The 12998-nt window shown below is 60.3% G+C and carries 13 protein-coding genes; 2 read left to right on the forward strand and 11 right to left on the reverse strand.

What is annotated here, in order from left to right; genetic code table 11:
* Positions 1 to 36: 36 nt before the first annotated feature.
* The 7 genes from O8B93_RS07280 to O8B93_RS07310 form a co-directional block, all read right to left on the reverse strand.
* The gene (locus tag O8B93_RS07280) at positions 37 to 1065 is read right to left on the reverse strand and encodes a trans-3-hydroxy-L-proline dehydratase (protein ID WP_269709175.1); all 1029 of its coding nucleotides are present in this window, start codon (positions 1063 to 1065) and stop codon (positions 37 to 39) included.
* 10 nt (positions 1066 to 1075) lie between these two features.
* Positions 1076 to 2785, reverse strand: a complete 1710-nt coding sequence (gene lhpI, locus O8B93_RS07285) for a cis-3-hydroxy-L-proline dehydratase (protein WP_269709176.1) — start codon at positions 2783 to 2785, stop codon at positions 1076 to 1078.
* 13 nt (positions 2786 to 2798) lie between these two features.
* Complete coding sequence (locus O8B93_RS07290; protein ID WP_269709177.1) at positions 2799 to 4040, reverse strand: NAD(P)/FAD-dependent oxidoreductase; 1242 nt, start codon at positions 4038 to 4040, stop codon at positions 2799 to 2801.
* Entirely contained in the window at positions 4040 to 4762 is a 723-nt protein-coding gene (locus O8B93_RS07295; protein ID WP_269709178.1) for an amino acid ABC transporter ATP-binding protein, read from the reverse strand. The genes O8B93_RS07290 and O8B93_RS07295 overlap by 1 nt, the downstream gene beginning before the upstream one ends.
* On the reverse strand, positions 4755 to 5408 hold the full coding sequence (locus O8B93_RS07300; protein ID WP_269709179.1) for an amino acid ABC transporter permease: 654 nt from the start codon (positions 5406 to 5408) through the stop codon (positions 4755 to 4757). The genes O8B93_RS07295 and O8B93_RS07300 overlap by 8 nt, the downstream gene beginning before the upstream one ends.
* Before the next feature lie 12 nt (positions 5409 to 5420).
* A complete protein-coding gene (locus O8B93_RS07305) occupies positions 5421 to 6086 on the reverse strand; it encodes an amino acid ABC transporter permease (RefSeq protein WP_269709180.1) in 666 nt (221 codons plus the stop codon).
* A 72-nt stretch (positions 6087 to 6158) separates the two neighbouring features.
* Positions 6159 to 6965 (reverse strand): ABC transporter substrate-binding protein, encoded by an 807-nt coding sequence (locus tag O8B93_RS07310; protein WP_269709181.1) that lies wholly within the window; start codon positions 6963 to 6965, stop codon positions 6159 to 6161.
* 320 nt (positions 6966 to 7285) lie between these two features.
* Here O8B93_RS07310 and O8B93_RS07315 point away from each other — a divergent pair, with 320 nt between their 5' ends.
* On the forward strand, positions 7286 to 8323 hold the full coding sequence (locus O8B93_RS07315; RefSeq protein ID WP_269709182.1) for an Ldh family oxidoreductase: 1038 nt from the start codon (positions 7286 to 7288) through the stop codon (positions 8321 to 8323).
* Positions 8324 to 8390: 67 nt separating this feature from the next.
* Here the strand turns inward: O8B93_RS07315 and O8B93_RS07320 are convergent, their stop codons facing one another.
* The 3 genes from O8B93_RS07320 to ftsZ form a co-directional block, all read right to left on the reverse strand.
* Entirely contained in the window at positions 8391 to 9356 is a 966-nt protein-coding gene (locus O8B93_RS07320) for a dihydrodipicolinate synthase family protein (RefSeq protein ID WP_269709183.1), read from the reverse strand.
* Positions 9357 to 9465: 109 nt separating this feature from the next.
* A complete protein-coding gene (locus tag O8B93_RS07325) occupies positions 9466 to 10164 on the reverse strand; it encodes a GntR family transcriptional regulator (RefSeq protein WP_173990771.1) in 699 nt (232 codons plus the stop codon).
* Between the two features lie 400 nt (positions 10165 to 10564).
* On the reverse strand, positions 10565 to 11527 hold the full coding sequence (gene ftsZ / locus O8B93_RS07330) for a cell division protein FtsZ (protein ID WP_006312408.1): 963 nt from the start codon (positions 11525 to 11527) through the stop codon (positions 10565 to 10567).
* Between the two features lie 376 nt (positions 11528 to 11903).
* On the opposite strand from ftsZ, the gene O8B93_RS07335 reads away from it, so the two are divergent.
* The gene (locus O8B93_RS07335; protein ID WP_269709184.1) at positions 11904 to 12347 is read left to right on the forward strand and encodes a response regulator; all 444 of its coding nucleotides are present in this window, start codon (positions 11904 to 11906) and stop codon (positions 12345 to 12347) included.
* Between the two features lie 482 nt (positions 12348 to 12829).
* On the opposite strand, the gene O8B93_RS07340 is transcribed toward O8B93_RS07335, so the two are convergent.
* Positions 12830 to 12976, reverse strand: coding sequence for a DUF1127 domain-containing protein (locus O8B93_RS07340; protein WP_077983920.1), 147 nt, complete (start codon positions 12974 to 12976; stop codon positions 12830 to 12832).
* Positions 12977 to 12998 lie beyond the last annotated feature (22 nt).

Raw genomic sequence — 12998 nt, forward strand, 5'->3', positions numbered from 1 at the left:
TATCTCAACATTCCAACTGAGTGACCCGTAAAGCATCTACCGAGCACCCCAGGTATCCGTCAGCCGATACCCCTGCGGCCATGGATCGGACGGATCAAGCATATGCTGGTGGATACCCGTGATCCAGCCGCGACCGGAGATTTCCGGCAGGATGGCCGGACGGTCGCCAACCGTTGTGGTTCCGAGAATGCGGCCGGTGAAGGTCGAGCCGATCAGCGACACCGCCGTTAGCGTTTCGCCTTCCTTCATTTCGCCGCGTGCATGCAGCACGGCCATACGGGCTGAAAGCGCCGTGCCGGTCGGCGAGCGGTCCACCTTGCCCGGCTGAATGGCGACGGCCGCCCCTGCCCTGAGGCCTTCGGCCGTGCGCTCCACCTTGCCGGCAAACAGGCAGAAGGAAAAATGCCGCCAGTCGGGGTTTTCGGGATGGTCGAAACCCAAAGCCTTGTTGGCGGCATTGGTGATGCACACGCCGAGGCGGGCGATCTCATGCGCCTCTTCCGGCTTCAGTCTGAAACCCATCGCTTCGGCATCAACGATGACGAAGCTGTCGCCGCCATAAGCGGTGTCCACCTTCAGCGTACCGAGGCCTTCGACCTCGAGTTCGACGTCAAGCTCTGCAGCAAAGCTCGGCAGGTTCTGCACGAAAATGCGCTCGGCCTTGCCGTTACGGCATTCGGCGCGCACTTTCACCAGTCCGCCGGGAGCTTCCAGCAGCATATGGGTTTCCGGCTCCTGCATCGGCACGATGCCGCCATCCAGCAGCACCGTAGACACGCAGATGGAATTGGAGCCGGACATGGGCGGCGTATCTTCCGGCTCCATGATGATGAAGGCGGCATCCGCGTCAGGATGTTTCGGGGGCACCAGCAGATTGACGTGGCGGAACACGCCGCCGCGCGGCTCATTGAGCACGAAATTGCGCAGCGTCTCATCGCGGGCGATGAAGCGGCTCTGTTCCCAGATCGTCTCCCCCGGCGGCGGCTTCACCCCGCCGACGATCACATCCCCCACTTCGCCTTCCGCATGGGCGGAAATGACATGAACGGTCTTGATACTGCGCATTCAGTTCTCCTCAGGAAAGCCAGACAGGAAGGCGGGAAACGGCACGGCCGGTCAGCGCGCTTTCGACGCAATCGGCAAGACTGCCGAAGCGCACCGCGCGGCCGCTGAGACCGGGGCCGTAATGGGCGTATTTGCCGGAGTTGGTCATCAGTGCGCGCGTCTTCGTCGGAAAGACCGGCTCGGAAATCGAACACCAGCAGAGATCCGGCAGCACCTGCACGCCGCCGTCCTTCAGGCTCTGCAGCGTGCCGTCCTGCATGGCCGCGTCGATGACCTGCTGACCGGCGGTGACGATGACGGCGACATCCGCATGGCGCTTGCGGCCATTAAACACGGCCGCCAGCGCCCGACATTCCTCCAGCGAGGCATGCGGGCTACCGATAGCGACGAGCTGCACCTCTTCCGGCCCCTCGTTCAGAAGCGACCAGCCGGCGGCCATATCGGCGAGCGAAATGGTCACGGTCCCGGCGGTTTCGAGCGGCACAAGTTCCGCTTCCGGCGTCACGCCCTCGATATGCAGCATGGGCGAGGCAGAGGTGGTGCCGAAGGCGGCACACAGCGCTTTCAGATCATCCCGCGACGGTTTTGCGGACCCAAGGCCGCGCAACAGCGGAATACAATCCGGTGCGGCCTTGCCGGCGAGATACCCGACGAGCGGCCAGAAGGCGTCATCGATACCAGCTGGCAATGTCACATCGACAATGCGCTGCGGCCGGCGGTTTTCTTCGAGATACACCCCCGAAAGCGGCGCCCTGCCCGTCATCGCAATACAGAGATCGAGAAAATCCGGGTGCTTTGCGGTGCGGGCACCGAGCACCGTATTGGCGAAGATTACCGCATTCGATTCGGCCCAGCCGATCGATTCGCCGGCACCTGGAGCACTGTCGAGCAGGTAAGGCGAACAGGTGAAGGTGGGGCGACAGCCCATGCGCACATAGGCATCCGCCAGCCTTGCGGCCGGATCGCCGAAATCCTCCGGCACGCCCTGTGCGCGCCAATTGGCCTTGTCCACGGAAATGGCGTTCATGGTCGATGGAACCCGGACCTTGCCGCCCATGTCGGCCATTTTTTCCGCGAAGGTGAGGTTGGCGGGGCTGGCATAGATGCAGCCGTCGATATGGCTCTGGGTGACCTCAACAAGCGCGGAAGCCCCCTGCTGGGCGGCCATGGCGACGATGATGCGCATGGCCTGACGCACCGCGATGCCATCACGCCCCTCAAGCATCGCCCTGTCGTCGTCCGTGAGGTCGAGATGTGCCGTCGCCGGCGGGGCGATTGCAAGCGAGACGCCGTCGGCCTTGATGGTATTTTGGTCGATGCTAACATGGGCAGCTCGGGAAAAGCGGGCGAAAGTTTCGGTATCGAGGCGGATGACCGGCAGGGCCTTGTCGAACATTTCCGCAGCGACAAGCGCGCCGAGCGTCAGTACATCTTCGGCCTCGCAGAAAACCAGTGCCGAAGGTGCGCGGCCGGTGAGGATGAGATCGAGCAGAACGCCCGAGCCGGTGCAGGAGCCGCGGCTGGTCGGCATGAACAGCACGCCGCCGGTGAGACAGATGCCGTGCAGCGGATGATGCACGTCGATCACCTTGCCAGTGGCGGGATCGACCCCGCCCCAGAAGCTCAGCGCCTCAGTGGTGGCGATGACCCTGCCTTCGGCGGCGCCGGCCAGAATGCTGCGCGCCTGAGGAGCAGCTGTTGTCGAAACGGAAGAAGACATTGAAAAATCCCCGTCAGAAACGTTGCGGCGAAAATGCCCGTGTATCGATGGCGGGCTTTTGCCCCGTCAGAAGATCGGCGACGATGCGGGCCGTGCCCGCCGATTGCGTCAGCCCCAGATGCCCGTGGCCGAAAGCATAGACCACCCGCGCCGTGTGCCGCGCTTGCCCAATGGCTGGCAGGCTGTCCGGCAGCGACGGGCGAAAGCCCATCCACTGCTTGCCGCCTTCAGTTTTCAGGCCCGGCAGAAACGTCTTCGCCTTGGTCAAAAGCGCCTCGGAACGGGCAAAGTTGGCCGGAAGCTCCAGCCCGCCGAGCTCCACCGCACCGCCAACGCGAATGCCGGAGGAAAGGCGGGTAACGACGAAACCATGGCCGCCGAAGGTGACCTGCGTGCGCAGATCGAAAGCACCTGAAGGCAGTGTGGTATTATACCCCCGTTCCGTTTCCAGCGGAATTTTTTCACCAAGCGAACGGGCGATGCGGTGCGAGAAAGCCCCCGCCGCCAGCACCACCTTGCCGGCCTTGCGGGTGCGGCCATCATGGCTCACCACCTCGACGCCATCGTCCAGCGGTCGGAGCGAGGCGACATCGAGGCATTCGATGCGGCCACCAATGGTCCGGAAATGCTCGGCAAGTCTCAGGGTATAAAGCTTGGGATCGGCGATGGAATACCACCCCGGCGTAAACGTGCCGCAGGTAAAACGCGGCGCGATGCCGGGCTGTATCTCGGCCATCTGATCGGCATTGAGATGCCGGAACTCGATGCCATGGCGTTCGCGCGCTTTCCAGCCGGCCAGCGAACCTTCGAATTCCGCTTCGCTTTCATAGACCTGGAGGTTGCCCTCCTTGCGCAGCATGGCAATGGTGTCCGTTTTTCTGAGGAACGGCTCAAGCTCGGCCCTGGAAAGATCCATCAGCGCTGTCTGGGCGGCGGTGGAGTGCTCAACCTTCGATGCCGCGCAGGCCCGCCAGAAGCGGAACATCCACGGCGCGATCTTCAGCGCATAGGCCGGCGGCACGCTGAGCGGTCCGAGCGGATCGAGAAGCCACTTCGGCGCTTTCCAGAGAATGCCCGGCGATGCCAGCGGCAATATATCGGTGAAGGCGAAAGCGCCGGCATTGCCGGCCGAAGCGCCCGCCGCCGGTCCCTCGCGGTCGATGACCGTGACCGAGAGGCCACGGCCCTGCGCGGCAATTGCCGCCGAGAGGCCGACAACGCCGGCCCCTATGACAATGACATCATTCGCAGGCATTACCGCACGCTCGCCAGGAACTTCTGGGTTTCGGCGTGCTGCGGCGCGCCAAAGAGCTGGTCCGGCGTGCCGATTTCCGCCATCACGCCCTGATGGAAGAAGGCGACGCGGTTCGAGACATCGCGCGCGAAGGCCATTTCGTGGGTGACGCAGATCATCGTCATGCCCTCATCGGCCAGCATCTTCAGCGTATCGAGCACTTCACCCACCAGCATAGGGTCGAGCGCTGAGGTCACTTCATCGAACAGCATATATTCTGGCGACATGGCAAGCGCGCGGGCAATCGCCATACGCTGCTGCTGGCCGCCCGACATGCGGTTCGGATAGACCTTCAGCTTTTCGGCCAGGCCCACATGGGTCAATTGCTTGACCGCAATTTCCTCGGCCTGCGCCTTGGAAATGCCAAGCACCTTGCGCGGCGCCAGCATGACGTTTTCCAGCACCGTCAGATGCGGGAAGGCGTTCCATTGCTGGAAGACGATGCCGACCTTGCGGCGCAGCTTGTTGAGGTCGGTCGATTTGGCGTGCACTTCCGTGCCGTCAATGACGATCTTGCCGCTGTCGATCGGCTCCAGACCATTGATACAGGTCAGCAACGTCGATTTTCCGGAGCCGGAACCGCCGATGATGGTGACGACCTCGCCCTTGTTGACGGTGAGGTTGATCCCTTTCAGAACCTCCAGCGGGCCGAAGGATTTGCGGACGTTTTCGATCTCAATCATTGGGGGACCACCGTCTTTCGAGATACCCGCCGAAACGGGCGATGGGGAAGCTGATAAGGAAGTAGATGGCGCCGCAGATCATCAGGATGGTCAGCGGTTCCTGCAGGCGGGTGACGAGGATCTGCGAGGCGCGCAGAAGCTCGATGAGGCCGAGCCACAGCACCAGCGCCGAATCCTTCATGACGCCGAGCGTCAGTCCGATCCATGACGGCAGCGACACGCGGGTGGCAAGCGGCAGCACGATGTAGCGCATGTCCTGCGACCACGTCATGCCGAGCGATCGGCAGGCGCGGCGGGTGTTCGACGGCACGGCATCGATGCCGCCGCGCACGATCTCGGTGCAATAGGCTGCCGTATAAAGCGACAGCACCACGCAGGAGGTGGTGAATGGCGGCCAGCCGAGCTTGGCGATCGACTGGAAAGCGTTGCCGAGAACCAGCTGGATGAGCAACGGAACGGAACGGAAAATATCCAGCACGAAGGTCAGCGGCAGCGACCAATACGGGCCGAACTGGAAGCGGATGACACCGAAGATGATCCCCATGATGGTGCCTGCCGTGACGGCGACGGCGGTGACGGCAAGCGTCATGCCGGCACCCTTGGCCAGGAAGGCGAGATCACTCCAGGTGAGAGCGGTTTCAAACATGGCTCACCTCTCTCAGTAGCGGAACAGACGCCAGGCCAGCATTCTGGCGGCGAGCGTGACGATCTTGGCGATCACATAATAGATGACCGCAGCGAGCGCGAAGAATTCGAAGGTGCGGAACGAGCGGGCGTTCAATGCCTGCGTGACACCGGCGAGGTCCGTATTCATGCCGACCGTAACACCAAGCGAGGTCATGAGGATTGCCCAGACCATCTGGTTGGTGGCCGGCAGAAAGGCGACGCGCAGCATCTGCGGCATGATGATCAGACGGAAGGTCTGCATCGAGGTCATGCCGAGCGAACGGCCGGAGCGCGTTTGCGTATCGGGAATGGCCTTCAGCGCACCGCGGAAATTTTCCGCCAGATAACCGGCGTTATTGAAGGCTATGCCGGCAAGAAGTGCTGTGAAGGGGCTGAGATGAATGCCGAAATTGCCGAGGCCGAAATGGGCCATGTAAATCTGGAACAGCGCCGGCGTGTTGCGGGCGATTTCCACCCAGACGGAGGCGATGGCGCTGAGAATTCGATTGCCGGAGAGCCGGAACAGCGTCAGCAGAATGGCGAAGGCAAGGCCGATCACCATCGACAGAAGGGCGATCTGCAGCGTCACCACCGCGCCGTCCAGAAGCTGCGGCAAAGCCTTCAGCGCCTGATTCCATTGGAATGTATAGTTGAACATGAAGCGTCCCGCCTTTTCAGAAATGGTCAACGGCGCGATCATTTTGACCGCGCCGTTTACGAAAATTCCTGATCAGCGATAAACGCCGTTGACGGTGAGCGAAGGGACTTCGCCGCCGACCCATTTTTCATAGAGTTCGGCGTAACGGCCGGTGCGAACCTGCTGGTTGATGAAGAGGTTCAGGTAGTTGATGAGACCATATTCATCGCGGTTGGTGAAGAGCGCGACGTAATCGATGTCATAAGGAGCCTTGCCGACGACCGAAATGCCTTTGAACTTACCGCCCTTGACGTTGGACTGTGCAACCGTCGAGGTGGAAACCGTGGCGTCGATCTGGCCCTGGCTGAGCGCGAGGAACACGTCGGCCTGCGTCTGGTACGGACGGAATTCGCCGCCGCCCCATTCCTTGACCGACTTTTCAAGCGCGATGGCTTCGAACGTGCCGGCGGTTGCGCCGACCGTCTTGCCCTTCATGTCTTCGAAGGACTTGATGCCCGACTTGTCGTTGGCGGTAACAGCCATTTCGAAGGCGAAATAAGGCACGGTCATGCCGACGGTCTTGGCGCGCTCCAGCGTATCGGAGGTCGAGGCAACGCCGACATCAACGCGGCCCGACATCAGTGCCGGAATACGCTCGGGGAACGGCGTCTCAACGATTTCAGCCGTGACGCCCAGCGCCTTGGCGAGGTCGTTGCAATAATCGACGTCGAATCCGATCGGATTGTTCGCGTCATCACGCGCACCCATCGGCGGGAAGTCGAGCACGACGGCGCAACGCAGGGTGCCGGACGAAATAATGTCGTCAAGCTTGTCGGCCTTGGCCGGGGTGATAGCGGAAGTAGCGGCCAAGAGGCCGGCGAAAATGACCGATTTTTTCATTCTTTATTTGCTCCCAGAATTGGTCTGCCCTTGAAGGCGAAGCCACTATTTCCCCATGGCAGCGATAAATCAATATAAAAATACAACGAGTATACAAAAAGAATTTTTTGCGTGTGCGAACGAGTGAGGTCGGTTGAGCGGCCTGAATGGAAAAAACTGCGTAAGAACAGTGTCGCGGGGCCTATAGATACATCCACCCTTTCCGGCTTGACGCCGATTTGCACCTGCCGGCGCCACGACGTGAAAAGACAGATTGCATTACCCTCACCTTTGTATACTTTATGTATTCAAAATGTGCGAGCCAGTATTGGAGGACTATAATGGGCGACACGACCACCTTGACCGTTGAGGCACTTTTCCAGCGGGTCGAGTCGATTTTTCTGAGGGCGGGGCTGAATGCCGTGCAGTCGGGAGCGCTGGCGCGCGTCATCACCGCCGGCGAGCGGGACGCCTGCAAATCGCATGGCATTTACCGTATCGAAGGCGCACTTCGCACCGTCAAGGCCGGCAAGGTGAAGCCCGATGCGATACCGGACGTGGCGGAAGACGACGGCACGGCCATTGTGAAGGTGAATGCCATGGGCGGTTTCGCCAACCCCGCCTTCGAGCTTGGCCTGCCGGTTCTCGCCGAGCGCGCGAAACGCCTGGGCGTCGCGGCACTCGTCATCAATGACTGCACGCATTTTTCCGCGCTTTGGCCCGAGGTAGAAGGTTTGACCTCGAACGGACTGGCCGGGCTGGTGATGTGCCCAAGCTATTCCACCGTCGCACCGACAGGTGGAACCAAGCCGCTGCTGGGCACCAATCCCTTTGCCTTCGGCTGGCCACGCAAGGACACGTCGCCCTATGTCTTTGATTTCGCGACATCCGTTGCCGCCCGCGGTGAGATAGAACTGCATCGACGCGCGGGAAAATCTCTGCCGGAAGGCTGGGCGGTGGATTCCGAAGGCAACCCGACCACCGACCCCGAGGCAGCCCTTGCCGGGGCCATGCTTCCCTTCGGCGGCCATAAAGGTTCGGCCATCGGCACCATGATCGAGCTTCTCGCCGGTATCATGATCGGCGATCTCACCAGCCCCGAAGTGCTTGATTATCTCGGCACCACGACGCTTGCGCCTTTCCATGGCGAATTGATCGTTGCATTCTCCCCGGAAGCTTTCGCCAAGGGGCGTCCGGGTGATCCCTTCCAGCGCGCCGAAGTGCTGTTCGATGCCATTATCGGTCAGGGCGCCCGCCTGCCCTCCGGCCGTCGCTTTGCCGCACGGGCAAAATCCGAGAGCGAAGGCATTACTCTCACGGCCGCTGAAATGGCCGGGCTCGATCGGTTGCTGGAGAAGGGACTGGACGCGGTCTCCTGACCGCGTTGAGGATCGGAAATGAAAAAGGCCCGCAAATGCGGGCCTTTTATTTTATCACTGTGATGACTCAGGCAGCTTTGCAGGCCTGAACCGCACCCGGAAGCTTGCTCCAGTCGGCATACCAGCTGTTGAACAGCTTGAACTGCGCCTCGACATAACCGCGCTGGCTGTCCGTCAGGGCATCGGTTTCGTTAAAATGCAGCGTGTATTCCTTGTCGCCCTTCAGCACCATCATGTGCTTGAAATAGAGAACCAGATCCGGGCCTTCATCGAAGGAGGAGAGCACGGCAAGCGCCTGCTCCAGCTCCAGCGCGCGGGCGCGGGCATCCGCATCACCCTTGGCGGCAGCCTGCGACAGCTTGCAGAGATGAATGACTTCCTTCGGCAGGACATTGCCGATGCCGGTGATGGCGCCGGTCGCGCCGCAATTGACGAAACCGTGAACGACGGCGGTATCGACGCCGATCATCAGGGTCACTTCATCATCGCGGCTAGTGATGTTTTCAGCGGCATAACGCATATCAGCCGGACCGCCGAATTCCTTGAAGCCGACGAGGTTCTTGTGCTCGGCGCGCAGCGCGAAGAAGAGATCGGCGCGGGTCGCGAAACCGTAATAGGGGCTGTTGTAGATAACGGCCGGAATTTCCGGCGCAGCCGCAAGAATGGCCTTGAAGTGCGCCTTCTGGGCGGAGATGACCGAGCCGCGCGACAGAACGCGCGGAATGACCATCAGGCCCTTGGCGCCAACCTTCTGGGCATGGGCAGCGTGCGCCACGGCAGATGCCGTGTTGACCGCGCCGGTGCCGACGATAACAGGGATGCCGGCCTTCACCAGGCGTTCCACGCCTTCCATGCGCTGTTCGTCGGTGAGCAGCGGCCAGTCGCCCATCGAGCCGCAATAAACGACAGCGGACATGCCGTCGGCAATCAGCTCCTTGCCCTTGCGGACAAGCGCATCGAAATCAGGGGTGCGGTCCTGCTTGCACGGGGTCATCAAGGCGGGGATCACGCCGGAAAAAATGCTGGCCGTCATTATTTGCTCCTAAGGCACATGGTTCTCAGGAATGGACGCAGCTCCGCGCCACCCTTTCGACAAGGACATTACTATCTTGTATTTTATTTGTCGACAAGAAATCGACAAGCTACAGACTTATTTCCAGACGCTCGTTTCGCACCAGCAATTTCTGCACCTGCCGCACGATCTGTTCGGCATGTTCGCGCGCCAGTTTTTCAGAAAGAGCGATATCGCGGGCGGCAATCGCAGCGATCATTTCCTCGTGGTCATCGACAAAACGCTTGGGCAGGCGGTCCTCGTAAGACTGGTAATAAAGCCGCAGAATGCGGCGTCCCTCATCCAGCAGGCGCTTGAACAGGCTGGTGAAATAGGGGTTGCGGCCGGCCTCGGCGATGGCAAGATGAAGGGCGGCATTGGTGGAGATCATCGCCAGCGCATTCTGCTCTTCTACCGCAACGGCAAATTCCGCATTATGCGCGCGGATGCCGGCCAGATCTTCCGGACGATGATATTGCGCGGCCAACTGGGTGGTGACACGATACATCAGCACCAGCGCATCGAAATAGGTGTGCATGTTGAGGAAATCGATATTCGACACCATGGTCGAGCGGTTCGGCAGCGTATCGATCAGCCCCTCGCCCGAAAGCCGCACCAGCGCCTCGCGGATCGGCGTGCGCGACATCTTGAACCGTTCGGCAAGCTGCACCTCATCGATCGGGCTACCCGGCGGCAGCACCAGATCGAGAATCTCGTCGCGCAGCAGATCATAGACCATCTTCACGCCGGAGCCGCGCTTGCGCTCGGCAGAAGCAATTATATCCGTCATCACCAAATCCCTCTTGTCGACATAAAGAGTACTATTATATTTTTTCGTTATCAACGCCGCCCGGTTGCTCCGCCTCCTCGAATGGCGGAATAATTGTTCAAAAACAACCAAAAGCCGTCGCGGAAATTACCCGCGGCGGCTTTTAATCGTTCGGTTTGTGGCGTGGGCGCTTTTTATAAAATGTCGCCGCTTAGTTTATCGGGGAACGGGGAGCACGCCGCCTGTTTCTTCTCCCCGTCCGGGGAGAAGGTCGCGGCAGCGGGATGAGGGGGCAAGGGTAGAGATTTACCGAGAGGTTACCCCCTCATCCGACCCTTCGGGCCACCTTCTCCCCGGCGGGGAGAAGAAACGAGCCGCACCGTCGTACTCCCCCACAATTCCCTGTCGCTGTAGCTGCGCGTCAGTTGCGCAGGCCGGTGGCCACGACGGAAATCTTGAAAGCACCGTCGAGTGTGGGGTCGAAGGAAGCGCCCATCACCACGTCGGTCTCTTCACTCACCGCTTCGCGCACCAGCGTCATCGCCTCGTCGATTTCATAAAGCGTCAGATCGTTGCCCCCCGAGATGGCCACCAGCGCACCACGCGCCTCCTTCAGCGAGGGTTCGCCGAGCAGCGGATTGGCGATGGCTGCAGCAGCCGCTTCCGAGGCGCGTTTCGGACCCTTGGCCTGCGCCGTGCCCATCAGCGCGCGTCCGCCATTCTTCATGACATAACGCACATCGGCAAAATCAAGATTGACGAGACCTTCGCGCAGGATGAGATCGGTGATGCAGCGCACGCCAAGCGACAGAACCTTGTCGGCCGTCTTCAGCGCATTTTCGAAGGTGGTGCCGGCATCGGCGATACGCAGCAGGTTCTGGTTGGGAATGACGATGACGGTATCGGCGGTGTTGAGCAGGTTGGCAAAGCCATATTCGGCCGCCCGCATGCGCCGTGCACCCTCGAAGCTGAACGGAAGCGTGACGACACCGACGGTGAGGATGTTCTTCGCGCGGCAGGCCTCGGCAATGACGGGAGCCGCACCCGTGCCGGTGCCGCCGCCCATGCCAGCGGTGATAAAGCACATGTCGTAACCGCTTAAGTGATCCATGATCTCATCGAGGGAATCGATCGCGGCCTGACGACCAACCTCGGGATCAGCGCCTGCGCCGAGACCGCCGGTCAGTTCGGAGCTCAATTGCACGAGCCGCGGCGCATTGGTTTTCTTCAGCGCCTGCGCATCCGTGTTGGCGGCAATGAAATCCACCCCGCTAATGCCCTCGGCAATCATATTGTTGATCGCATTGCCGCCACCGCCACCGACGCCGACGACGGCGATATTGGGCGTGTTGCGGGCAATGGTGGCGCGCGGAGACTGGGTCATCGTCTTATTCTCTTTCTAAACTCATAGGGTCCGGCGCCGTTTTGACCGCGGCACGCGAATGATCGGCAAGGTCCCGGCGCCTCTGCCCCGACAGGAGAAGAAGGCCGTAACGCTTTGAATTTTCATGCCAGCCTATTGCGCCAAAATGGCGAAGGACTGGCGTTCCAGGGACGAAAGATGCTCCACGGTGACGTTCTCCGACCCCTTACCCGGATGAAAACCGAACCGAATCAACTGCTTCGCTATAGAGTGGTGATAGCCGAAAAGGCACGCTGTTTACACTCCATTCACTATGTTTATCTCACTTTGGAACGAGTTGCGCCGAGAAGTGTTTGCTTGCCGACCGCGCTGAGGCGCACGGAATGGAGGCAGGCATATGCTGGCAGACGTCTTGCAAAACGAACCGGGTTTCCGCACGGAACAACCGCGCGTGCTGATCGTGGAAGACGAATTTCTCATCGCCATGGATATCGAGGATTCGATTTTGCAGGCGGAAGAAGAGGCCAATGTCATCGGCATCGCCAACCGGCTGGATGAGGCCGTGGCGCTCGGCAGCCGTGCCGATATCGCCTTCGTCGACGTCAATCTTGCCGATGGACAGACCGGCCCGGAGATCGGAAGGCGGCTTTCGGAAGATCATGGCGTCGTGGTGATCTTCATGACGGCGAACCCGGAAGTCGTCATCAATCTGGGCATCGGCGCCGGCGTGATCGCCAAGCCCGTGCCGCAGGACGCCGTCGAACAATGCCTTTCCTATGCGCTTGCCAAACGCGCCGGCACCCATGCCGTAACGCCCATCGGCATGATGGCTTTCGACTGAAAAACCTCCCGAAAACGAAAGAAAACACCTGAAAACAAAAAAGCCTGCCGCGGGAGGAGGTGCGGCAGGCTTTCTGAAAAGATGAACAGCGATATGGGAGGAGGAAAACCGCTGTCCCCGGGGCAATCCTTTGGGAGGAGGAGTAGGATCGCCCGCACTACCAAAAGGATGTGGGAGGAGGTACATCCGTTTCGGTGATTTGAAGATAGCATTTTTCTGCGCGTTTCACAGGCACAAGGTTGCAGCACAGATATGCGCTCTACGCATGGCAATTTTTCCGATTGAAAATCCGGTCGAATAGTCACGAGAGACTGCATTATCCAGGCGGCGGGAGGCGTTAACGCTTTTATCTGCGGCGGAACAAAACTCCGCGCACGATCAACGGCATCGCCACGCTGGAGAACCCCGGAACGAAGGGCCCAAAAACAAAAACGCCCGCGAAGCGGGCGTTGAAGCATTCATAAGTGACGATATCGCCTGTATTACTTGCCAACAGCGGCGCGGGCAACGCTGGTGATCTGGCTGCGATCAATACCGAGATCGTGCAGTTCACGGGTGCTCATGCGGCCCAGTTCGTTGATGGTCTGACGATATTTGCGCCAATTGTTGAAGCTGCGTGCGACGTTCATGACATGACCCTTTCTGAGGTTT

Origin of the sequence: Martinezella rhizogenes (genome assembly GCF_027460065.1) — a bacterium.
Taxonomy (GTDB): Bacteria; Pseudomonadota; Alphaproteobacteria; order Rhizobiales; family Rhizobiaceae; genus Agrobacterium; species Agrobacterium rhizogenes_C.